Below are 865 nucleotides of genomic sequence, written 5' to 3' on the forward strand. Positions count from 1 at the left end.
TTTCGTTGGACGGTGCCTGGGGGACGTGGGTGGGGCGCTGGACTGCGGAGGAGAACCGTCACGGCATCGTCATGCGCGACTATCTGGTGGTGACTCGTGCGGTGGATCCCGTCGAGTTGGAGCGCGCTCGAATGCACCACATGACGGTTGGTGTCGATGCGCCGATGGACGGTGCCAATTTTCTGCATTCGGTGGCGTACGTGACGTTCCAGGAGCTGGCGACGCGGGTGTCGCACCGGAACACGGGATTGGCGTGCGGAGATCCGGTGGCGGACCGAATGTTGGCTCGTGTTGCTGCGGACGAGAACCTGCACATGATCTTCTACCGCAACCTCGGTGAGGCCTCGCTGGATCTGGTGCCCGATCAGATGGTCCGCGCCATCACCGATGTCGCGACCGACTTTCAGATGCCCGGCCTGAACATGCCCAATTTCCGCAAGAACGCGATGACCTTGGCCAAGCACGGGATCTACGATCTCCGGCAGCATTTGGACGAGGTGTTGATGCCTGTACTGCGCAAGTGGAAGATCTTCGAGCGCAACGATTTCACGGGTGAGGGCGAGCGGGATCGCGATCGACTGGCAGCGTTCGTCGAGGACTTGGCCGAGAAGGCAACCAAGTTCGAGGAGTCCCGTGATCGACTACTTGCCAGGGAGGCAGCGCGCGCCGAGAAGGCGTCCTGACCTGCTGCGCTTTCGTTGGCCAGAGTCGTGATCGGGTCTCGGAGGTGTTAGAGTCCGGGCATCGTTGGGTCATGTGAGGCGATGGCCGTAGTGCGTGGGGAGGGCCGATGGTGCCTGGGGGGTATCGGGTGAGTGGTGGTGTTCTCTTCGGTGAACGCTGCCTCCGATCGGCCGAATCATGG

1 protein-coding gene is annotated in these 865 nt (G+C 62.1%); it reads left to right on the top strand.

The window, feature by feature from the left end; all coding sequences use genetic code 11:
• A partial coding sequence (locus R4P47_RS25040) for an acyl-ACP desaturase (protein WP_317786075.1) occupies window positions 1-683 on the top strand: 683 nt, incomplete at its 5' end.
• Window positions 684-865 lie beyond the last annotated feature (182 nt).

This window comes from Rhodococcus sp. IEGM 1370, from assembly GCF_033142325.1.
Taxonomy (GTDB): Bacteria; Actinomycetota; Actinomycetes; order Mycobacteriales; family Mycobacteriaceae; genus Rhodococcoides.